The sequence below is a fragment of the Flavobacterium nackdongense genome (genome assembly GCF_004355225.1).
GTDB lineage: Bacteria > Bacteroidota > Bacteroidia > Flavobacteriales > Flavobacteriaceae > Flavobacterium > Flavobacterium nackdongense.
Window position 1 is genome coordinate 3,737,670 of the sequence record NZ_CP037933.1, and the last position, 24,455, is coordinate 3,762,124.

A 24,455-nucleotide genomic window follows, 5' to 3' on the forward strand; every position below is an offset into this window, starting at 1 on the left:
CATAGAAACATAGTTTTAAAATAATTATAAAAGACGATTCACTTTATTTGAGAAAATCATAGCTATGCGAACCCAAGAATTGGGCTATCTCATTCTTTTTTTCTATGTTTCTATGTGTTTAATTTTATTTTAATTGCATCTAACGTTTTTACTTTACGAATCGTATAATTGCCATTTCGGTTAGCAGAAAAAGCAATGCAAATATAACAAACCATTTCCAAATTTGATTGTCAGTTCGGTCGGTTTGTAGGCTATTGAAAACGGTGTCGATAGAATCGATGGTTTTATAATCGGAAAGTGCTTCGTTATTGGCTTGAGCCAAATCACTTTCGGTTCTATTGTAGTTAAAACTGATGTTTTGTAAACGTTCATTTTGATTGTAAATTTCAAAATTACCAGCTTGTTCCGGAAAATCATTAAATGTCAATTTTAATTTGTCGTTCAGAATTTGCTGCACCGGAATAAAGGTTTCAGTCTCGTTTTTGACTTTCAAAATTTCATCTTTGGATAAAGTGGCGTCAACCAAAAATGGGTTGTTATTGCCAATGCTCAAGGCTATTACACCATCATTTTGATTGTTGATTCCCATTTTGTAAAACGTAGGAACAATCAAAGGCGATTGTTGAAAATTGGAGTTTTCTAGATCAATTGGAGCTGTGAAAATATAAACGGAAGAAGTAGGATTGTTGATGGAAGTCAAAAATGCAGTTTGGTCTTCGTAATACAAAGCCGCGGGATTGGAACCTATAATTCCAAAGGACGTTTTTGTTTTTGGATACTGGAAATTATTGATTTTATTTTCGAAAACACCGCTAAACAAAGGATGATTAAAGTTGATTTTAGTGACCAGTTTTTCCTTGTTTTCCAAAGATTTGAATTGGATGTTTCCAAAGATTTTCAAAAAGGTATTGAGGTTCGTAGTTGAAGCTTTCGCCGATGGAATAAGAACCAAATTTCCGCCTTTTTCCACAAAGGATTTCAAAGTGGTTTGCAAGGCTTGCGGAATTTCATCGAGTTCGTTTAAGACAATGGTATTTTGTTTTTCGAGCGCATTATAATCCAAAGTTTCAATCGCAAAATTGTTGAAAGTGAATTCGTCATTGGTGTAAATTCGGGATAAAAAGTTCGATTTTTCGGGTTGTCCAATGCTGATGATGTTGTTTTTTTTAGGTTTCGAAATATTGAAATACAAGTTGTTGTCATATTCCAGTCCGTTGTCAGTAATGGAAGCGTAACCGTGGAAATCTTTTTTCGGAATGGTGAAATAAATGGTTTTTTCCTTTGCTTCCATTTTCGTCAAAGTCTTTGCAATCAACTTATTTTGATTGTATAAAGCCACTGGAATTTGCTTGCCTTTTTCGCCAAAAGCAGATAATTTCAAGCCAATTTCATAGAAATCATCCAGAGTTTGATGAATAAAAACGCTGTCAATCGAAGTATTATTTTGTTGTTCCGCTTCTGGAATAATGAAATAGGTATTGAAATCGCTGTCAATACTTTTTAATTGTTTGGGTTCCAATCCAACGGCATCCGTAATCACAACAATATCTTTGTTGAAAGCTGATTTCCGGGATTTAATTTTTGCCATTGCGCTTTCCAATTGGAACGGAAGGGCACTGTATTTTAGGTTTTGTAATTCGGTTCGAATGGATTTGATATCGGTATTCCAAAAGGTTTCGGAATTGGTAATCAGGGAAAAAGTTTGATTTTCGGGTGTGTTTTCGAGTAATTCCTGAACGGCTCTTTTCAGCAATTCCCCTTTTTGACCTTTGGCTTGCATCGAAAAGGAATTGTCCAAAACGATATACATTTCGTTCGAACTGTTTTTAGTGTCTTTGGCTTTGAAAAAAGGTTGGGCAAAAGCAATAATAATGGAGGTTAACAATAGTAAACGTGTCGCTAGAAGCAACCATTTTTTGATTTTGGAACTCTTTCGGGTTTGTATGGAAAGGGCTGTAAGGAAACGGACATTCGTGAAATATTCCTTTTTGAATCGTCGCAATTGAAATAAATGAACCAGAATTGGAATAACCAACAAGAAAAGAAAATAGAGGATTTCCGGGTGTTTGAATTGCATTCTACTTTTAAGTTTGTCAAAGATAGTATTTTGATTTTAGATTTCAGATTTCGATTTCAGAAATTGAAGGAATTTAGATTATATTTGGAGAATGGTATTAAAGGATAATCACTAAAAAAACTTGAAATAATATAAAATCATGAAAAATATTCACGCAGTACTTCTTTTTATTTTTGCTTTCACTACATTGCAAGCACAGGAAAACAAATTCAATTTAATTGTAGGAACCTACACCAAACCTTGCGATAGCAAAGGAATTTATGTTTACGAATTCGATTCCAATACAGGTGATTTTAGTCTTAAAAGCAATACTGAAAATATTTTAAATCCCAGTTATTTAACGGTTTCCAAAGACAACAAATTTGTCTATTCGGTAAGCGAAAACGATAAAAAAAGTTCCGTTAGTGCGTTTGGATTCGATTCGAAAAGCGGAAAGTTGAATTTTGTAAATTTTAAAAATGTAAACGCTTTAAATCCTTGTTATGTAATTAATGATGATAATACTATAATTACGGCCAATTATTCTAGTGGTAATATCTCGGTTTTGGCTAAAAATAATGATGGAAGTGTTGGCGAAGTGAAGCAAGTGGTGCAACACACCGGAAAAAGCATTAATGCCAAAAGGCAAGAAGCGCCTCACGCTCATATGGTGTATTTTTCGCCAGATAAAAAGTATGTTTTGGCCAATGATTTAGGGACTGACAAGGTGTATGTCTACGATTATAATCCAAATGCAACGACGGAAGTTTTAACCCTCAAAAGTAGTATTGACCTGAAACCCGGAAGCGGTCCACGACATTTAATCTTCAGTAAAGATGGTAAATTCGTTTATGTTTTACAAGAATTAGATGGTACAATATCTTCCTTAACATATGCCAAAGGAATGTTGGAAAAAGTGAGTGAAACCACCGTGATTGCTGCTGACTTCAAAGGAGATATTGGAGCGGCCGACATTCATATTTCGCCTGACGGAAAATTTTTATACGCCACCAATCGCGGAACTGCCAATGATATTTCGGCATTCAAGATTTTGAAAAAAGGGAAATTAGAATTCGTGCAAAGAACCAGCACTTTAGGAAAAGGTCCTCGAAATTTCAATATTGATCCAACAGGAAATTTTCTACTGATAGGACATCAATACACCAATGAAATTGTAATTTTCAAAAGAGATAAAACTACAGGAATGCTTACTAATACTGGAAAAAAGATTGAGTTGTGTTCTCCAGTTTGCTTAGTATTTACGAAAATTTAAATTTTTTTTAACCGTAAATTCGCAGATTTTTAATCAATTGAAAATCTGCGAATCTGCGGTTATCAAATCATTTTTACTCCAAGTCCTACTTTGCACTTAAAGTATTGTATTTATTGACTTTACTAAAATCATCAGAGCAAATTTAAGCAACAAAAAGCAATGAAATACTTGTTTTGTTGTACCTAATGTTGTACCTTCGTAACACGATGCACCCGAATGAAATGCTAGTGTTTACAAGGCTTTCACCACTTTGCATTATTTTGTAAAGATAGTACAACATTTCTAAATTCCAAATCTTATGGCTTCAATTAAATTAATCCTCAGAACCCATCAAGCTGACCAAACAGGTCACAGTCCTCTATACATTCGAGTTATAAAAGACAGAAAAACGAAATTTATCACTGCTGGAGTGAAGCTCAAAGAGAACGAGTGGGATGAGGCAAAACAGAAGGTAAAAAAGAATCATCCTAATAGCGCAAGAATGAACGCTTCATTATCTCAAAAGATTGCAGATGCTGAAGGGCAGCTTGCCGACCTGGAGCGCAAAGTAAAATCCGTTTCGATAAACAAAATCAAGGAAGCCATCAAAGGAAAAGAAGTGCCTAATTTTTTTGATTATGCTTACAAAAGATGCGAAAAAATCAAAGGAAACCTTGCTGTAAGTTCTCATAGAGCATATTACGGAAATATCAAAAAATTTGAAGAGTATTTAGGAACTCGGGATATTTATTTCGATGACATTACTGTTTCAGTGTTAATGGACTACATTAGTCATTTAAGTAATGTGAAGAAAAATACCAATACCACACAACGCCAAAAGATAATCATCTTGGCAATTATGTTCAAAGAAGCGATTAAAGAGGATATTATTCCGCCACATATGTATCCGTTCAGCAAAATCAAATTAACACGAAATAACAGCTCTCGTTCCTTTTTGAGCAAAGAACAAATACAAGGTTTATTAAACTTAAATTTCGCTCCAGGATCTATTTCGGAAATTGCTCGTGATATGTTTGTATTTTCGATTTATGCTGGTGGTTTGCGTTTTAGCGATGTGGTCGATTTACAACACCAACACTTCAACGTTGAGGAAAGCCGAATCAAAAAGGTAATCCGAAAAACTTCTCGCTTGCATCAGTTCAAAATGGGTAGTGTTGCCCTGAATATCCTTGCCAAATATCAAAAAGAAAATGCACTCGAAGACGATTTTATTTTTCCGATTGTCAAGAACAAAGAATTGTATTTCAAAAACGAAGAAACCAAGCATAAAATCATCGAAAGCGGAAATGTACTTTGTAATACCTATTTGAGAAAAATTGGAAAAGAAATGAAATTACCCTTTTCGCTTTCATTTCATTTAAGCCGTCACAGCTTTGCCACCAATGCTTTAAATAATGGAATGAGAATTGAGCACGTTTCTAAATTGATGGATCATAAAGAAATCAGTACTACACAGATTTATGCCAAAATCATCAGCGAAGAATTGGACAAGGCAGTTGACAACTATATTTTTTAAAAAACGTGTCAATAGCCTATTTTATTGACCTTAAACGATTGTTAATAACTTCAACTAAAATCCTTTAACAAGGATTTTTTTTATTTTATAACTTTACGACAAAGTAAACAAGTAATTTTTAAAGCATTCGAAACGAGTGATAAACGAACTCTAGTAGAAAACACTAGGACTTCCAAAAAGCAACCAATTTAAAACCGCTTTTAATTACCTTTCAATACTAAATGAAAACCAAAAAAAACATATTAAAATTTGAATTCAAAGGATCAAAATATGCAAACAGCTCCGTTTGTAGAATTATTGGCAGTGCCTGCGGCTCTGGCCAAAAATCCTTTATTTGATATAATCGTTGAGGACAAAATTACTATTCAAAACTATTGCAATGCTTTAATTGCTAAAATTCTAGAACTCAAACAATCTCAATTTCCTGCATTTATAGATTATCAATTCAACCAGGTAAAGAACCCGGAAATATGGATATGTAAACTCGAAAAATTATTAGCCAATAATGAAGCCTTTTTTAGCTCCAAAACAGCAATGAGTAGATACAATAAATTGTATTTTTTAATCGAGAAAAAACGAACAGAGCTGCAATCTTCCAGAGTAAAAGAACCAGTAGTAAAAACTCCTAAAAAATTCATTAATGCAGAAAGTGAAGACCGTCATTTTTCATTTTATGAGTTAAAAAAGCAGTTGGATAATATCAATGATGACAATCAAAAAATATTGTTGTTAACAAAAGAAATGTTTGAATATCAACAAGCTAATATTGAGTTTATCAATCAAAAGACACCGTTTTATGATGCACAATGCACCAAAGAAATAGAGAATATTTATGCCTTACAAAAAATACAAGCGGCAATTGAAGAAGCTCAAAAACTAAAATTAAGCAGTCCAATACCAAACAAAAAACTAAAATTCAATGGAAATCTCAACCAATTAGTAGATATGTTTTACCAATTGAATCGCGAACTTTTTATTGATGGCAAACCTTATATTGACGAAAACACAAACGATCTAGCGGATTGGATTGTAAATTCCTTCTTGGATAAGGAGGGTAAAGAAATAAGTCCCCTAACAGTCAAAACAATCCTCAAACCTTCCAAAGAGGATAAACGTCCGAACACCCATAAAAGACTGGACATCGACAAATTGCTTTAAACAAAATGGTCCCCTGGAGACCAAGTGGGGACTAAAAGACTTTTTACTACTTCTCACATTTGCACCATAACAATTTAAAACATTTAAAAATGGATGCAATTATCTTCACAAAAGACCAGTTCACAGATCTAATGAGCAAATTAGACACTATTCAATCTCAAATTTCTATCAAGGCTGACCCAAAGAAAGAAACCTTTCTGGACAATCAAGAATTCCTATTATTGATGAAAATTTCAAAACGTACTGCCCAAACCTGGAGAGACGAAGGTAAAATTTCATTTAGTCAAGTGGGAAACAAAATCTATTACAAACTTTCTGATGTTGAAAAGCTCCTAACGGAACATTACAACAAATCTTTCAAAGGAAGATAAAATGAAAGAGTGTAACGGAACTTGCGAAAGTTGTGATTGCAAGCCAATCACAAAAGGGAAACTTCTAATCTTGAAAATAAATTTTAAAACCTAAAAAATGGTAACAGTCTTTAAAAACTTCAACGAGGTTGTAGAACACAAAACAATTTCAACAATTTTAGAAGAAATCAAAACAGGAAAGTACAGACCGGGGATCATTTACTTGCGTAAATCACTTGCCGAAAACAAAATAGAAGCCTACAATAAAGCCAAAAAATCACTTCCAGCATTCACACCTTCGGGAAAGTTTGTTGGAGGACGAAAATTGGAATTCTTAGCAGAATATTCAAATTGCATCATTCTCGATATAGACAAATTAAGTGCTGCCGATTTGCAAAATGCAAAGCATTTGGCCAATCAAAGTGAATTCACTTATGCCAGTTTCATAAGTCCATCAGGTAACGGATTAAAAATTCTAGTTAAAATCAATTCAGACAAAGCCAATCACAAAGAAGCGTTTCTATTGATACAAGCACATTACGAGGCTATTTTAAAACTGGAAATTGACAAATCAGGCAAAGATGTAACTCGATTATGTTTTTATTCCTGGGATGAAAATTTATATCTAAACGAAAACGCTACCGTCTTTGAATGCGAACCGAAGCAATCTTGTCAAACGGAGCTTGTCGAAGCTTCTCCAACCGACAACTCACAACCGACAACCGACAACACCGAAGCGATTTACAATCATTGCATAAAATTTACTGAAAAAAAAGTGCAATTCGTGAATGGTAGTCGCAACGTCTTTGTACATCAACTCGCCTGTAACCTAAACCGAAAAGGAGTTGCTTTAAACGAAGCTTTGGGGTATATTTTAACCGATTTTGGATATGATGAAAAAGAAGTAACACAAGCTGTCAACAGTGCTTACGGAAATAGTCACGAGTTTGGCAAAAATGAAAAGTCCAAAATTGTCATCCCGAGGAACGAGGGAACTCATCAACCTACACCTACTCCCGAAGACGAAGACGACGAAGACAAACCAAAACCAACCCAAATTGACCGTTTAGAGTTGTTTTTATCAAACAAATATGTATTTCGGCACAATATCGTTTCAGGCAAATTAGAGTTCCAATATTTCGGCAAAAAGAAATGGAATGTGATGAATGATTTTATAGAAAACTCAATGCTTAGGGAATGTTTAAAAGGTAGAATTAAAACAAACCTATCTTCATTACGAAATTTATTGTATTCTGATTTTTGTGTGCTGTTCAATCCATTTGAAGATTACTTTTTCAATTTACCAACCTATGATGAAAAGACCGATTATATTAGCGAATTAGCGAATACAATAACTACCACAAAACAAGACCTTTGGCAGCAATGTTTTAAAAAATGGTTAGTTGCTATGGTGGGTTGTGTTCTCGATGATAAAGTAATAAATCATACAGTAATTGTCTTCAGTGGCAAACAAGGTTTAGGAAAAACAACGTGGGTGGAGAAACTCGTTCCGAAACCTTTAAAAGAATATCTATTTTCTGGAACCATAAACCCTAACAACAAAGATACTCTGGTGCAGCTTTCAGAATGTATGTTGATTAATTTGGACGAGCTCGAAAATTTAAACCGTTCTGAAATTGGATCACTCAAAGAAATCATAACAAAAACTCAAATCCGAATGCGAAAAGCTTACGGACACAACAACGAAACAATGCCCCGAAGGGCATCGTTTGCCGGAAGTGTCAATACAGCACAGTTCTTGAACGATAGTACAGGTAGCAGAAGGTTTCTTTGTTTTGAATTAGAAGGCATCAAATACCAACACAATGTAGATATTAATATGGCATTTTCACAAGCATTGTTCCTTTTCAAAAGTGGTTTTAGATTTTGGTTCGACCAAGAAGAAATAAAATCCATCACCGAAAACAACGAACAATACCAGATACACAGCCCAGAAGAAGAATTATTATTAACCTGGTTTGAACCTTGTGATAGAGATATTGCCACATTATTTCTAAATGCCTCACAAATTGGGGCTAAATTAGCGGAGAAGGCAAAGATTAACTTAAATGATGGAACAATAAACAAAATTGGAAAGGCACTGAAAAAACACAATTTCGTAAAACTAATGCGGAAAGGCAGTCCAGTGTATGCGTTAAGAGAGTTTTCCTATGAAGAAGTGGATGAAGCCAACAAAAAATCCGAAACACAAAAGTAAATTTAAACCAAAGTGGAAATCAAAAGTTTCCACTTTTTTTCTGCAATTTAATCCTGAAAAACTTTGTTCAAAAAAAAGGGTGTAAGGGGTGTAACCACTTTTCAACACAAACATTTTTTATTTTTTTTATTTTTAAACTTTCGGGTAACATCAGACCATAATAAGGCAATAGAGTAAAGCAGTCGGATTAGTTTGCGCTTATACAGCCATATTAGTCTGTTTTTTTTATTCCTAAAAAATAAAAAATGTTTTACCCGTTTTTCCCTTACACCCTACACCCTAAATTTATTTTCACTTATTTTCACTTATTTTCATCCGTTTACGGTTTTCCTCATTTTTCTTACCATTGCATTTTAGTATATTTGTAAGAAATAGTAATTCACCGCAATAAAAACACTAAATAAAAAACAAAAAAACAGAATGGCAATTAAAAAATCCGAATTATATAGCTCACTTTGGGCAAGTTGTGACAAGTTAAGAGGTTCTATGGAGCCAAGTCAATACAAAGATTATGTGTTGGTTTTATTGTTTGTAAAGTATGTTAGCGATAAATATTCAAATGATCCAAACGCTTTAATATTTATTCCAGAAGGCGGTAGTTTCAAAGATATGCAAAGTCTGAAAGGACAAAAGGATATTGGAGAAAAAATGGATATGGCAATTACCAAACTGGCTAAAGAAAATGATTTAGTTAACGTTATTGATGTAATTAGTTTTCAAGACGAAGAAAAGTTAGGTAAAGGAAAAGAAATGGTCGATAAGCTAACAGGGCTTATTACTATTTTCGAAAATCCTGCTTTAGATTTTAGCAAGAACAGAGCTGAAGGCGATGATATATTGGGTGATGCCTATGAATACCTGATGAGACACTTTGCTTCTGAAAGTGGGAAAAGCAAAGGCGAATTTTATACTCCTGCCGAAGTAAGCCGTGTTTTGGCAAAAGTAATCGAAGTAAACAAAGGAAATAAAGAAAAACAGACTGTTTATGACCCAACTTGTGGTTCAGGTTCCTTATTGCTAAAAGTAGCTGCCGAAGCTGATAATAAAGTTAATTTATACGGACAAGAAAAAGAAACGGCAAATGCTTCTTTGGCGCGTATGAATATGATTTTGCACAACAACCCGGAAGCAGTAATAGAAAAAGGACAAAGCACAATGTCCAATCCGTTGCATAAAAATGAATTGGGTGATTTAAAAACATTTGATTATATCGTTGCAAATCCACCTTTTTCATCTAAAAATTGGACTGATGGCTTTGACCCAGCTAACGACATTTACAACCGTTTCGAAGAAGGAAAAATTCCACCAACCAAAAATGGAGATTATGCGTTTCTATTGCATATCGTAAAATCATTAAAAAGCACTGGTAAAGCAGCTTGTATTTTACCACACGGTGTTTTGTTTCGCGGTAATGTAGAAGCCGAAATTAGAAAAAGTCTAATTCAAAAAGGCTACATCAAAGGTATTATTGGCTTACCTGCCAATTTATTTTATGGTACTGGTATTCCGGCTTGTGTGATAGTCATTGATATGGAAAATGCTGAAAACACTAAAGACCTTACTGATGATGAAAAAGGGATTTTTATGGTTGATGCCAGCAAAGGATTTCTTAAAGATGGTAACAAAAACCGTTTAAGAGAACAAGACATACATAAGATTACCGATGTTTTCAACAAACATACTGAAATACCAAAGTTTAGTCGCTTGGTAAGTATTACTGAAATTAGCGACCCGAAAAACGATTTCAATCTAAATATTCCAAGATACATAGACATTCAAGAAGTAGAAGACATTCAAGACATCGAAGCGCATTTACTGGGTGGAATACCAAACGAGGACATCGACGCTTTAAAAAAATACTGGGATGTCTATCCTTCGCTAAAAAAAGAATTGTTTGTTGCTAATAAACGACCTAACTACAGCGACCTGAAAATCGCCAAAGAAGATATCAAACAAACCATTTTCAATCATCCAGAATTTGTGGCATTTAGTAAAGAAATGGACAAGCTGTTTAACGATTGGAAAACACAATACACTATTTTTCTAAAACAATTAACAGCTGGTATCAAACCAAAACAAGTAGTTCACACCATTTCAGAAGCCATCTTAACAGCTTACACCGGTAAAGCATTGATGGATAAATACGATGTATACCAACACGTTATGAACTATTGGAACGAAACAATGCAGGATGATACCTATATCATTGCGGTTGATGGTTGGAAAGCAGAGCCGTATAGAATATTGGTTAAAAACAAAGCTGGTGTAGAAACCGATAAAGGTTGGGATTGCGACTTAGTTCCAAAAACACTAGTTATAGACCGTTATTTTTTACCAGAAAAAACAGCACTTCAAAAACTAGAAGCCGACAAAGAAGCTTTAGCTGCAACACAAACTGAGTTGGAAGAAGAACACGATACTGAAGAAGGCATTTTTTCTGACTTTGATAAAATCAACAAAGGAACAGTGCAAAAACGATTAAAAGCTATTGATACACCGAAACTAAAAGCAGAAAATGCCGAAGAAATTACGGTGCTAAAAACCTTTTTAAAATTGGTAGAGAATCAAGCGCTACTAACTAAAAAAATAAAAGAAGCTGCTGCCGAATTAGATAAAAAAGCATTAGCCAAATACAAAATACTAACCATTGATGAAATTAAACAGTTGGTAGTTGAGGACAAATGGATGACTAGCATAGAAAAAAGTGTAAAATCTGAAATGGAACGTATCAGCCAACGCCTTACAGGACGAATAAAAGAATTAGCTGAACTATACGAAACGCCTCTACCCAAACAGACCAAAGACGTTGCCGATTTAGAAAGCAAAGTAACTGCTCACCTTCAAAAAATGGGATTTGTATGGAGTTAGTAAACAGTAATTTAAAAAAAACTGAATTGGGTTTAATTCCTCAAGATTGGTCAATTTATACAGTCAGAGATTTAATAGAATTATTAACAGACTACGATGCAAATGGCAGTTTTTCATCAGTAGCTGAAAATGTAAAGTCATATGATTATGAAGAATATGCCTGGTATGTTAGATCAACTGACCTAGAGAACAATTCAAGTATGAATAAAGTCAAATATGTAGATAAATCATCTTATAATTTTTTAAAAAAAACAGCATTGTATGGAGGTGAATTACTTTTTTTAAAGAGAGGTGATATTGGAAATGTCTACCTATTTGAAATGAAAACAGAAAAAGCTACTGTTGCTCCTAATTTATATTTATTGAAATTAAATAAAATCACGGACTCTAAATACTTGTATTATTATTTTACATCAAATATAGGCCAACTTCAATTAAAAAGTAAAAATGCAAGTTCTACTTTAGGAGCATTATATAAAGATGATGTGAAATCAATTTTTGTTCCACTTCCTCCAACATTAGAAGAACAAACCGCCATAGCCAATGCCTTATCCGATGCAGATAATTTAATAAAAGGTTTAGAAAAAGTCATTGCAAAAAAACGCAATATCAAGCAAGGAGCAATGCAAAAACTATTGCAGCCTAAAGAAAAATGGGAAGTAAAATCGTTTAAGGATTTATGTTGGTTTCAAGAAGGTCCGGGACTAAGAAATTGGCAATTTACTAAAAGAGGGATAAAAGTTATTAATGTAACGAATTTAGAAAATGGATTATTAAATTTAGACAGGACTGATAGACACATTTCGTTAGATGAATTCCATAAAATGTATGAACATTTTGAAATTGATGAAAATGATATTGTTGTAGCAAGTTCTGGTAATAGTTATGGAAAAGTAGCAGTTGTAAGAAAACAAGATTTACCATTGCTTATGAACACCAGTGTAATTAGGTTTAAACCATTGAGTAATTTAGATTATAATTTTTTATTAATCTATTTAAAGTCTTCTCAATTTAAAAATCAAATTGACCTTTTAATAACAGGCGGTGCACAACCAAATTTTGGACCTGTACATTTAAATCAGATTACAATAAATATGCCTCCAACAAAAGAAGAACAAACAAAAATAGCATCTGTTCTTTTAGATATGGATAATGAAATACTTGCATTAGAAACAAAATTGGAGAAATATAAAAGTATTAAACAAGGAATGATGCAGAACCTTTTAACAGGTAAAATTAGATTAGTATGAAACAACACCACGCCGAAGATATTTATCAATTTTATGATAAATTCATACAAGATTTTTTAATTGATGGAAATAGTATTTTAAGTGCTCATACGGGTATTCTAAATGATGATACCATCAAAGGATGTTTCTTTAATTATATCGAAAATTACAATGATACCAATGGTAGTTTTGATGCTAAAGTAACTGATCAATTTAAAAATGCTGATTTACCTACTCGATTGGTTTTTGCACACGCAGAATGGTTATGGTCTTTTGCTGTTGATGATATAAGAATTCCAACAAAAAAAGGATATGTAAAAAGAATTACTAATCTATCCGAAGAAGAATTAGTAGATACTATTTATCCTGTTGGTTTTGGTAGTGCAGGACAATGGCATACAAACAATAAATATGAGGAAATTAAATTCATTTTAATTCTAATTCGTTTTATAAGACAAAAAATTGTTCTTGGAGAAATTACAACAGTTCAGGAAGCTAAAGACTGGATAGAATATATATGCTTGTTCCAAAAATACGGTACAGAAAACACAACCTATATTTTACCAGATACGTTTAAAGCTGAATTACAGGAAAAAAGTTTAGCCGTAACCAATATTCTTACGTATGCTGGTAATCCTGATAATTATGAAAGAATAGCTTCTGAAAATCACAAAAATCAAATCCTTATTTCATTTTGGGGTTTATTATCCGAAGCACAAAAAGTTGATGAAAGTCTAAATACTGATGATAAAATTCTATTAATCAGAAAAGAACTGGGAGCATTAACGCATCCTAATTTTGATTTTTATGAATTTGACTATGCTAGGATTTGGAATTATTCATTAACAGAAGAAGGATTTTCGGAAGTTCAAGGCTTGCAATACAAAAAAGCAATAATATTATATGGTCCTCCGGGAACAAGCAAAACATTTACAGCAAAGCACTTGGCTGATGCTTTAATTACCTATGCTTATCTCAAAAATAAAGCAAATGTCACTACCTTTTTCAGAGATAAACCAGATGTAACCACAAATAGAATTCACCATCTACAATTACATCCTAATTATACCTATGAAGATTTTATTGCTGGTTATCAATTAAAAGACGGAAATACCCAAAAAACACCAGGTACACTTTTTAAGATTTGTGAGAAAGCAAAAGCCGATTTAGGTGTTACACCAAACGACGATATGCCACACGTATTAATTCTTGATGAAATCAACAGAATTGATTTATCAAGATTATTTGGAGAAGTATTCTCAGCTCTAGAAAATAGAGACCAACCTATACAAGTTGGTGTTGGAGATTTAGAACTTACAATTCCAAGAAATCTATATGTTATTGGTACAATGAATGAAATTGATTTTTCATTAGAAAGAATAGATTTTGCTTTACGCAGAAGATTTTTATGGTTTTTCTATGGTTATGATGAAAATACATTGAGAAACATCATTCACCATAAAAACAGAACCTTAGGTGCTAACTTAAGAATGGAAGACGAAATGAATAGATTTATAAGAAACGCTACGCAACTTAACCGCAAAATTTCTTCAATACCAGAGCTAGGGAAACAATACCAAATAGGTCATACTTTTTTTGCTGAAATTGTGGAGATTTACAAAAGTTACAAAGAAATTGGAGGTTATAAATCGCTAAAATATCAGTTATATAGAGGTGATGGTGCTACTAATATTTTATGGAAAATTTCATTAGAACCAATGTTAGTTTCTTTCCTAGGCAATATGGAATTAGAAGTTCAAAATGAAATATTAAAAGAGTTAAAAGTCATTTACAATCAAAATTAGTTGTGAGTTTAGAAACCATCATATTAGAAGCTAACGATTGTTGTTCCTTTAAAAATCAGGAAGGACACAGCGAAGCAATTCAATATTTTATATCTAAAAAAAACAATCTAAATATTTTCAATTTTGGTAAAAAGGATAAAAATGAGGATGAAGAAATAGCTTATTTTAATTATCGTGATGCCAAATGGTATGCTGGAAGATTTATTGGCGAAGCAGTTTTTGAGTTTAACAATTTAAAATATAAAATTACCATCAATCCCAGATTTGGGAATACGCAACTTTTTAGGATGCTGGAAGAAGTGTATAATATCAGACTTCCACATTCAAACAACAATTTAGAAAAGCAAAAAGAATACCAGTATCTCATAAAAAAATTAATTTCTTTTTTGTGGTTAAATCTTTTATCTAAAGCCAATAAACACGGAATTCCTAAAAACAACAGCATCAAGTTTCAAAAAGGAGCTACTATAATAGGAAAATTAGACATCAGAAAATCTATTTTGCCAATTTACACCGAAGAAAAAATCATCAGTAAGTACCACGAGAAAACACCTAATAAAATAATTACCAGCATTTTAAAAAATGCGCATAGAATGTTGAAATCAGAGTATCATTTAACAAATGAAATGATATCAATGAGTTCTAAAAATGCCATAGAGCAACTATACACAACAAAAATAGATAGCGGCTATATCTCTGAAAACGATTATAATAAAATACAGTATCGAGATATTTATTTATCATATAAACCAATTGTAGATTTATCTTGGGATATAATTAAAAAAAAGAATTTTGGTAATAGTGAAGATAAAAACAAACAGGGATTAAGTTTTTTTTTAGATGTTGCTGAAATATGGGAAATGTATTTAAGGGCAATTTTAAAAAGGCGTTTCTTAAAAGACGGATGGATAATTAGAAATGATAAAATTACAACCTATAAAAACAATGATTTTAGCAGAACTCTAATACCTGATATTGTTTTAGAAAGAGGAAATGATGTAATGGTTTGGGATGCAAAATACAAACGAATGGAATTTGTTTATTTTGACTATGATCGAGCAGACTTTTTTCAAATACACACTTATATTACTTATTTTAAGCAAAATAAAAATGTTGTGGCTGGTGGTTTGTTATATCCTTTTTCAAAGGAGTTTGATAGTTATAGACAAGAACGAAACAAAGCAAATAGTTTATATGCTGAAGAAAAAAACAACATTCAATTTGTAGTTGACGGAATAGATTATTCCAATTTAACAGATGAAAAAATTAGTACTGAAGAAGTAAATTTTCTTGATAGAATTTCCGCAATAATAAACCGATAGACCAATGAGTAAAGTAGGACAAATAGAAAGAGCAACACAAAACCGTATTGTGAAATGGTTTCAAGATACTTTGAAATACGATTATTTAGGTAATTGGGAAGAAAGAGAGGGCAACAGCAATATCGAAGAAGACGAATTGCGTAAATACCTGCAAGGCACTAAAAAGTATAGTGAGGAGCTGATTAACAAAGCAATATTTGCTTTGAAAAAAGAAGCTACAATAAATTCTAACGACGACCTTTTTACAGCTAATAAAGAAGTCTATTCCTTATTGCGTTACGGTACTTCCAAAAAAGTAGAAGCCATCAAACGACCAGAACACGTTGATTTTATTGATTGGGAAAATCCATTAAATAATAATTTTGCTATCGCCGAAGAAGTAACGATTAGAGGAGCTAAAGAACGCAGGCCCGATATTGTAATCTACATCAATGGGATAGCTCTAGGTGTTTTAGAATTAAAGAAAGCAAGTGTTTCGGCAAGTGAAGGAATTAGACAAAACTTAAGCAACCAACTGCATTTATTCAATAAGTCATTTTTTACAACCATACAATTTGTATTAGCCGGGAATGACAGTAATGGTTTGTATTATGGTACAACCAAAACAGAAGAAAAATATTTCCTAAAATGGAAAGAAGATAACGATGTCTATGATCCTAATGTTATTCTATTAGACAAGCACATCGAACAGTTTTGTAACAGAGAACGATTGCTAGAAATAGTTCACGATTTTGTAATATTCGACCACGGAACAAAAAAACTGTGTCGTCCAAATCAATATTTTGGTATAAAAGAAGCACAAAAATATATCGCAAGAAAAGAAGGCGGTATTATTTGGCATACACAAGGTAGTGGCAAAAGTTTAACAATGGTTTGGTTGGCAAAATGGATTTTAGAAAACAATCCGAAAGCTAGATTATTAATCGTTACAGACCGAACAGATTTAGATGAACAAATTGAAGGCGTATTTCTTGGAGTTGGTGAAACCATTACAAGAACTAAAAGTGGTGCCGATTTAATTTCAAGACTTAACAATACTTCACCAAGACTGCTTTGCAGTCTGGTTCATAAGTTTGGTGGTAAAGAAGACAATGCTGCCAATGAATTTATTGAAGAACTAAAAATTTCAAAAGATTTTCAACCCAAAGGAGATTTTATTGTTTTTATAGATGAGTGCCACAGAACTCAAAGTGGAGAGCTACACAGTGCTATGAAAACTATTTTGCCTGATAATTCCATTTTTATTGGTTTTACGGGTACACCTTTATTGAAAAAAGACAAGAAAAAAAGTTTAGAAATTTTTGGTAGATACATTCATTCATACAAATTTGACGAAGCAGTTAGAGATGGAGTAGTGTTAGATTTATTATACGAAGCTCGTGATGTGGACCAACACGTTTTTGACCAAAAAGGTATTGATGAATGGTTTGCAATTGTAACGCACGGTATGAATGATATTCCTAAAGCGGAACTCAAGCAAAAATGGGGTACGATGCAAAAGGTGTTAAGTACTAAAACACGTTTAGAAAAAATAGTTTTCGATATCAAAAAGGATTTCATTACAAAACCAAGGTTAAAAGATGGTAGAGGGAATGCAATTTTGGTAGCTAGAAGTATCTATGAAGCTTGTCGTTATTACGAGATTTTCCAATCCTTCGGAATAAAAAAATGCGGTATAATTACCAGTTTTGAACCTAATGAAAACAGCATAAAAATAGAAGAAACAGGAGCTGGCGAAACCGAAAAGAAAGAGCAGTTTGAAATCTACCAAAAAATGCTCAAAGATTATGATTTCAAAGATGCAGAAAGCTTTGAGAAATTTGCTAAAAAGAAATTCAAGGAAGAACCTGCAAATATGCAATTGCTTATCGTTGTAGATAAGCTGCTAACTGGTTTTGATGCAATACATTGTACCTATTTGTATATCGACAAACAAATGCAAGACCACGGTTTGTTTCAGGCAATTTGTAGAACAAATAGATTAGGCAAAGAAGAAGAAAACGATCCATATTACAAAGAGTTTGGATATATAGTTGATTATAAAAACCTATTAGAAAACTTAAATAAATCCATTTCAGATTACACATCAGATGCTTTTGATGAATATGATATTGATGATGTGAAAGGATTACTTACCGACAGATTAGAAAAAGCAAAAGAACGTTTGGAAGATGCTATTGAAGCATTACACCAATTGTGCTTAGACATTCCAGCACCAAAACAATTAGAACAGTATTACCACTATTTCTGCGGTGACCCAACAAACAAAGACGACTTAAAAGACAACGAACAAAAACGTTTGACTTTATATAAATTGGTAGTGGCTTTAATTAGAGCATATAATAACATTGCTTCAGAAATAATTGAAGCGGGTTACACTCAAGTAGAAGCCGATAAAATCAAAGACAAAGTAAACTACTACGCAGAATTAAGAAACAGTATCAAACACTATTCTTCTGATTATATCGATTTGAAGAAGTATGAACCAGATATGCGCCAAATGTTGGATATGTATTTAACAGCAGATCCAAGTCGTGTATTATCTAATTTAGGAGAAGCAACACTTTTACAATTGATAGTTGATAATGGTATTGAAGAAGCAACTGATAAACTTCCTAGTAGTATTAAAGGAAACAGAGGTGCAATGAGTGAAACTATTGAAAACAATATGCGAAAAACAATCATTCAGGAAATGCCAATCAACCCGGCATATTATGAAAAAATGAGTGTTTTGTTGGTAGAGTTAATCCGATTGAGAAAAGAAGGAGCGATATCGTATGAAGAGCTGTTAAAAGAATATGAAGAATTAGCACGAAGCATTCAACCTAATACGAAGAAAACCTATCCAGCCACTATTGATACAAAACCAAAACAAGCATTATATGACAATTTGGATAAAAACGAAGAACTGGCAAACGAATTAGACCAGCAAATTAGAGACACAAAAGATGATGATTGGCGAAGTACACACATCAAAAGAAGAAAAGTAGAAATAGCAATTAGACAAGTATTGGAAAGCAATGGCATTAATGATGAATTGATGTTAAGTAAAGTATTTGATATAGTTTCTAATCAAAGAGAATATTAAAATGCACCAAATAGAAGTAAGTAATTTTTCCATTGATGTAATTAGAAAGAGCATAAAAAATATGCACCTTTCGGTTTATCCACCAACAGGTCGGGTACGAATTGCTGCACCATTAAATGTCGATGATGAAGCAGTCAAATTATTTGCAATTTCAAAATTAGCCTGGATAAAAAAGAACCAACGAAAATTTGAAATGCAAGACAGACAAATGCCTAGAATATTTGAGCAAAGGGAAAGTCATTATTTCGAAGGCAAAAGATATTTATTGCGAGTAACAGAACAAAATGCGCCACCAAGAGTAGAAATAAAAACAAAAACATACATTGATTTATTCATCAGACCAAATGCAACAGTAGAGCAAAGACAAAATTGCATTAATGAATGGTATCGCAAACAATTAAAAAGTCAAATCCCACAACTCATAAAAAAATGGGAACCAATAATTGGAGTATCAGTATCGGATTGGGGAGTAAAACAAATGAAAACCAAGTGGGGAACTTGCAACATTGAACAAAAAAGAATTTGGATTAATTTGGAACTGGCGAAGAAACCTCATTATTGTTTAGAGTACATTATTGTCCACGAAATGATACATTTAATAGAAAGACATCACAACGATAATTTCTTAGCTCAATTGGACAAAAACTTACCTAAATGGAAGCTCTATAAAGACGAATTAAACCGTTTACCAGTAAGTCACGGTGAATGGGAATATTAAGGATAATTGATTAGTTATTATTTTTCATTTAAATCATTAGAATTTGAGTAATTTAGAAAAAAACATCCGGATAAATAAAGTACTTAGAGAATTAAACATTTCTCTTGAGAGAGCAATCGATTTTTTAAAAATTAAGGGTATTCAAATAGAATGTAACCCCAATACAAAAATTGATGACAATACTTATCAGATTTTGGCGAATAAATTTTATAATGTGGAAAATAAAAAGAATCAAATAATTCCTGAATCAGATAAAGACAAAATTTTTAAAGGAATAAATTCTTCAAATAAATTAGTAATTAATGAACATAGAGATTTTCTAATATTAGAACAGAAAGAGAGAAGTACAATTTTAAAAGATTATGCTACTGGAATAACCTATCCTTCAAAAAAAATAACAAAACTAGTTGGGGATAATATTAAAATGCAAATAACATCTATAGAAGATCCTGAAAAACCAAAATTTCATTACAGCGTATTAAATGATTTTGTCGAAAACAAAGAATATGAATTTGACATCGTTGAAAAGCGAGAAAAAGGTTTTAAAATAGAAAATTCAGAAGACTTTTCATCATTTATACCATTGTCATTTGAAACCCAAATTGAAAATGGAAAAAAAATAAAATTAACTGTGGGAAGAATTGATTTAGAAAAAAATCAATTAATTTTTAAATCACTTGAAAAGAAGAGAAAAGAAATAGAAATACTTCCAATCGAAACTAATAAAATAAACCCAGAAGACTTATTTACTCAAGGAGAAAAGTATATTTTTAACGTTAAAGGATATAGAATAATTGATGAAAAAACATCTATATTAATTGTAGAAAATCAAGGATACATCGCTAAAGTTAGAGCTTTTGACTATCAAAATGAAAATAATCTTCCTGATAAAATCACTTGTTTAGTAAAAGAGGTTACCGATTATAAAATCTATCTTATTCAAGATAAATATGCCACACTCAAACATCTTTATGCTGAAGATAAATACTATAATTTTAAAGTTTTAAGTTTAGAGATTGACGATAAAAACAATGCACAGTTTTATTTATTACAAGATACTTATGGCTTTTATCATAAACTTTACTTTCACGAGTTCGATAGTACTGGTTTTGCCTCCATTGGGGTTAATGAAAAACAATCCTTTTACCTTAGAAAAATAGACGAAAAAGGACATTTAGTTTTATACCAAAAATCAGTATCAAATCTTGGCGTATTCATCACTGTTGAATCACTTTTTGAAAATATTAATCAATCGCAAAATGTAAATAAATATTTTTTTGAACTCAAAGAAGAATTAAATAAAAACATATACAGAAAACAACCTTTTACACAACTTTTTGAGGATTATGAAAATAAAGAAAATTTATGGATTTTCTCTTATTTAAGCTTTTTAGAAACATACATTCAATCTTTGGTCAAATACAATCTCATAGAGAAAGCCTTTGAGTTTAATCAAATCATTATTGATATTGAAGAATGGATGTTGGAAGGTTCTGATTTTCTTCAAAAATTTGGTCACGAAAAGAGACAGCTTATTATTACTAAAGCAGAAGACCAATTAGACAAAGCAAAAGCAAGAGGAGAAGCCCTTAATTTAATAATAAATGAAAATAGCGAAAGTTATATTCAGGAGGTATTAGATATACTTCGATTGAGTGGTCATTTAAGAGGGAATAAAATAAATGTCTTTAAGTACATAATTCTGTCTTCTCAAGATAGTATTCACAAGAAAACGAACGAGATTATTGAAATAGTTTTATTATTAATAAAAGCGAACCTTTTAGACATAGTTGATATTAATAATTTATTAAGCATACTTCAAAAAAGGATATATTTTGAAAGATCAGAAATCAACTATAATTTTATTCAAAATAAAACAGACTATTTTAATGACGAGGCCAAACTAGGTTTCCAAAATATTATTAAAGTTTTAGGATTACAGATTTTATTATTTAAAAAAACAAATAGCAACCAGAAGGCAATAATTAGGTCTGCTATATTGTGTCGCTATTTAAGCTTTTTAGCTGATAATCTTGACACAAAAAAAATGTTTTTAAATAAGGCAATTAATTGCATAACTACAAATGAACCTCTTGAACTCTCTCCTGAGATGATTACAAAATTTGATATAGATAAATATGCACATTCATTTGAAAATTCATCTGTATCAATAGTAAATCATTCATTTTCTGCAAAACTTATTTATAGTCTAAATGGCGCTATTTATAGTACATCAAATGGTTGGGTGCTTTTGTCAAGACAACAATTTTCAAATGTACATAGCAAAAATGAAATTAACCTAAATTCATTGGCTACTTTTTTTAATAATCAAATAGCGGTTGCATCACCTTATGATTTAAAATTAAAACTACAAAACACCAACAATATTGAAGAGTGTATTGCAAATTGGCGTAATTACTATTCAGTTACTGAAAATCATCATAAAAAGCTGAGTCATAGTAATGACAAAAACATATTAGGGCTTAATGTCACTGTTATAGCTAAAAACTATTTAAAAGGAAATAACAATGCATTATTTGTTAAAATAAGTGATTCCACTCTTGAAGGAGAAGGAATATTACATATTAATGAAGTTGCAAATGTACATTTTGATGGCCTAAATGATATTATTAATCCTGGTGATGAATTTAATTCTGAAATTATTAATATTTCAGATAAGGGTTTGTCATTTTCAATTGCAGATGAAGTATGGAAACAAACCGTTAAAGAAGTAAATGAAAATGATTTAGTAGATGCTAAAGTACTTAGTATTTTAGGAAATAACATTTTCATTATAACAGAGAATGGTCATTATGCACATATAAAAAAGTCGGGAAATTCAAATACCCTTGAAGAAAGAAAAGTTTATAAGTTTAAAATTGAAAGTATAAATTATAATGAACAAAAACTAAATTTAACATTCATAGCCAATTCAGAGAGAATGTTTAATGAAAAAACAGCCTTAAGAACGTTTCTCGAGAGAACTAATATTATTAAAATACCTGAAATTATTGAGGAGGATAATAACAACATTAATTATTCTCAACTTATTTATGAATTAATAATATGTATTGAAAGTATAATAGTTTATGAAGTTGATAATATTAAAAAACTGGAGAATTTTGAATTATTAAAACTCTTAGCATCAATTTCTTACAACAACAAATCCTACTATTTTAACGCTTATATCACTTATCTTCAAAATATTGATAAATTTAAAAATGAAGATTATAAAACGAAGAATTTTAAATATGAACTAATTGATGATAAAACAACAAATCTATTTAAAAATCTGGATTCGATTAATGACATTTATAGATACTTGAATTTTTATAATAAAAAGGATAGTGTACAAGAATTAATTCAACTCATTAACGAGGAAAAAGAAAAGGGAAATACTAAGTTGTTAAATATACTTTTAGCACATAACTTATTGTATTCTGAGAATCCTGATGAAATTATTTTGCAACGAACCAAAGATTTAATTTACGAATACCTTTCTAATGAAAAAGTCAATACTTTTAATACTATAATTTCTCCAATACAAAATGAGGAAGATATTGAATTAGAAAAAGAACTAGAAAATGAGATTCAAAAACCACAAAATGAGCCTACAAATCTTGGTAAAGAAGGTTCATATCGTGAATTTAAAACATCATTTATATATTATGCAGGTACAAATACCATAGATATTGAAAAACAGTCTTTTATTATTATTAAAACAATTGCAGGTTTTCTAAATGCTAAAGGAGGTAGCTTGTTTTTGGGAGTCAATGACAATGGCGAAATTATTGGTTTAGAAAATGATTACAAATACTTCGGTTCATCAGCAAACCACGATAAATACGAAAGAGAAATCAGAAGTGCTATTGTAAATTTATTTAATAAAGATGTAAATAGTCAAATTGAATTTAAATTTCACAAGTCCATTAATTTAGAATATTGTGAAATAATTGTTCCTGAATATGAAAAACCAATTCCGTTACAAAATAATTTTTATCAAAGACAAGGCAACGAAACTAGAATAATAACCGGTCACGATTTAGTTTTATTTTTTGAAAGAAAACTTCAAAATAGTTTAGTGTCTGAAAGATTAACATTTAATATTAATAAAGAAAGTAATAATGGGAAAAACACAAAAGATTACCCTTTGTTAGATCAACCTATTGAGCTTACTCTTTTCCAGGAATCTCCTGATTTTTATGCTGACCAAAAATCCTCAAATGATCAGTTAATTATTGATTATAACAATAAAACACCTGAAACCTTAGCATATTTATACATTTTTATTAATGGTAAATATTTACTCAGCCGTAAAAAAATGTTAGATTTTAAAAGTGCTGAGGAAATAATTATTTATAACAATATGAAAAAAGGATTTCTTCTTCAATGTTATGATAATGGTTGTGTCAATAAAGTTGAAGTAAGAACATTATTAGATAAAACTTTTAGCTTTTTACATAGTGGCGCTTTTAGCACAGAGGGGAATCTTATTGGTTTGTTTTTAATAAAAGAAGATTGCCTCATCGAAGTCAATTCAACTAGAAATGAAATTCAATATGTTAAGCTTTTTAAAACAGTCGATATTACAACTCACAGCCTTTTAAAGTTAAAAGGAAACAATATTGTTCAGGAAGATTTTGATAAATTAGATAACTTCAAAATAATTGACATCGGTCATAAAGAGAAACTTTCTAGAATTATCTATGCGTCAAAACAAAGTTTAGGGGTTAAAATTAACAATCCATCATATAAAAACGAGATAGAATACCTTATTTCAATTTGATCTATTTAATTTTTTTTTAAACCAGTTAAAACCCAATCAAATTGAACTTAGAACCAAAATAATATTCA

13 protein-coding genes are annotated in these 24,455 nt (G+C 31.4%); 12 read left to right on the forward strand and 1 reads right to left on the reverse strand.

Annotation, left to right across the window (positions count from 1 at the left end):
* Positions 1–148: 148 nt before the first annotated feature.
* Complete coding sequence (locus E1750_RS16130; protein ID WP_133277758.1) at positions 149–2,077, reverse strand: vWA domain-containing protein; 1,929 nt, start codon at positions 2,075–2,077, stop codon at positions 149–151.
* Positions 2,078–2,216: 139 nt separating this feature from the next.
* Between E1750_RS16130 and E1750_RS16135 the strand changes: the two genes are divergently transcribed.
* From E1750_RS16135 to E1750_RS16190, 12 genes are all read left to right on the forward strand, one after another.
* Positions 2,217–3,329 carry a lactonase family protein gene (locus E1750_RS16135; protein ID WP_133277759.1) on the forward strand — a complete coding sequence of 371 codons (1,113 nt, stop codon included), beginning with the start codon at positions 2,217–2,219 and terminating at the stop codon, positions 3,327–3,329.
* 298 nt (positions 3,330–3,627) lie between these two features.
* On the forward strand, positions 3,628–4,845 hold the full coding sequence (locus E1750_RS16140) for a site-specific integrase (RefSeq protein WP_133277760.1): 1,218 nt from the start codon (positions 3,628–3,630) through the stop codon (positions 4,843–4,845).
* Between the two features lie 249 nt (positions 4,846–5,094).
* The gene (locus tag E1750_RS16145; RefSeq protein ID WP_133277761.1) at positions 5,095–6,003 is read left to right on the forward strand and encodes a hypothetical protein; all 909 of its coding nucleotides are present in this window, start codon (positions 5,095–5,097) and stop codon (positions 6,001–6,003) included.
* Positions 6,004–6,092: 89 nt separating this feature from the next.
* Complete coding sequence (locus E1750_RS16150) at positions 6,093–6,374, forward strand: helix-turn-helix domain-containing protein (RefSeq protein WP_011964270.1); 282 nt, start codon at positions 6,093–6,095, stop codon at positions 6,372–6,374.
* A gap of 97 nt (positions 6,375–6,471) precedes the next feature.
* Positions 6,472–8,571 carry a VapE domain-containing protein gene (locus tag E1750_RS16155; protein WP_133277762.1) on the forward strand — a complete coding sequence of 700 codons (2,100 nt, stop codon included), beginning with the start codon at positions 6,472–6,474 and terminating at the stop codon, positions 8,569–8,571.
* Positions 8,572–8,991: 420 nt separating this feature from the next.
* Positions 8,992–11,439: a type I restriction-modification system subunit M gene (locus tag E1750_RS16160; protein ID WP_133277763.1), complete on the forward strand. Its 2,448-nt coding sequence runs from the start codon at positions 8,992–8,994 to the stop codon at positions 11,437–11,439.
* Entirely contained in the window at positions 11,430–12,689 is a 1,260-nt protein-coding gene (locus E1750_RS16165; protein WP_133277764.1) for a restriction endonuclease subunit S, read from the forward strand. Before E1750_RS16160 ends, E1750_RS16165 begins: the two co-directional genes overlap by 10 nt.
* Complete coding sequence (locus E1750_RS16170) at positions 12,686–14,473, forward strand: McrB family protein (protein ID WP_133277765.1); 1,788 nt, start codon at positions 12,686–12,688, stop codon at positions 14,471–14,473. The genes E1750_RS16165 and E1750_RS16170 overlap by 4 nt, the downstream gene beginning before the upstream one ends.
* 2 nt (positions 14,474–14,475) lie before the next feature.
* Positions 14,476–15,795, forward strand: coding sequence for a 5-methylcytosine restriction system specificity protein McrC (locus tag E1750_RS16175; protein ID WP_133277766.1), 1,320 nt, complete (start codon positions 14,476–14,478; stop codon positions 15,793–15,795).
* 4 nt (positions 15,796–15,799) lie between these two features.
* Complete coding sequence (locus tag E1750_RS16180) at positions 15,800–18,883, forward strand: type I restriction endonuclease subunit R (protein WP_133277767.1); 3,084 nt, start codon at positions 15,800–15,802, stop codon at positions 18,881–18,883.
* A gap of 1 nt (position 18,884) precedes the next feature.
* Positions 18,885–19,601 carry a M48 family metallopeptidase gene (locus tag E1750_RS16185; protein WP_133277768.1) on the forward strand — a complete coding sequence of 239 codons (717 nt, stop codon included), beginning with the start codon at positions 18,885–18,887 and terminating at the stop codon, positions 19,599–19,601.
* A 43-nt stretch (positions 19,602–19,644) separates the two neighbouring features.
* Positions 19,645–24,387 carry an ATP-binding protein gene (locus E1750_RS16190; protein ID WP_133277769.1) on the forward strand — a complete coding sequence of 1,581 codons (4,743 nt, stop codon included), beginning with the start codon at positions 19,645–19,647 and terminating at the stop codon, positions 24,385–24,387.
* Positions 24,388–24,455: the final 68 nt, after the last annotated feature.